General features: G+C 50.4%; 1 protein-coding gene. It reads right to left on the bottom strand.

Annotated features, from left to right (window positions below; translation table 11 throughout):
• Positions 1-16: 16 nt before the first annotated feature.
• The coding region (locus AC1QQ2_RS14255) for a hypothetical protein (protein ID WP_479713633.1) at positions 17-248 on the bottom strand (232 nt) is incomplete at its 5' end.

The raw sequence follows: 248 nt of genomic DNA, 5'->3' as shown, positions 1-248 counted from the left end.
CCCTTGCGCAGTGGCATTACATTTGGCTCCCAAGTAAACCTACAGGCTGTTGCTGACCACGCATTGCGTTCTCAAGATCAAGCTGGCTCATGCCAAGCATAGTTGCTGCACCTGCAATGCCGTAGCGTTTTACGATGTCAATTAGCTTTTCATCAAACACAACGTAATTGCGAGAACCTTCGCCAGCGCCGCGCGACATGGCGTCAAGGTATTTGATGCCCGGAATTCCAGCTTTAAGCAACTCTTGC

Source organism: Aestuarium sp., from assembly GCF_023253315.1.
Lineage (GTDB): Bacteria > Pseudomonadota > Alphaproteobacteria > Rhodobacterales > Rhodobacteraceae > Marivivens > Marivivens donghaensis.
Note: the sequence above shows the minus strand (reverse complement) of the source record. Positions and strands in the feature narration are given on the sequence as shown.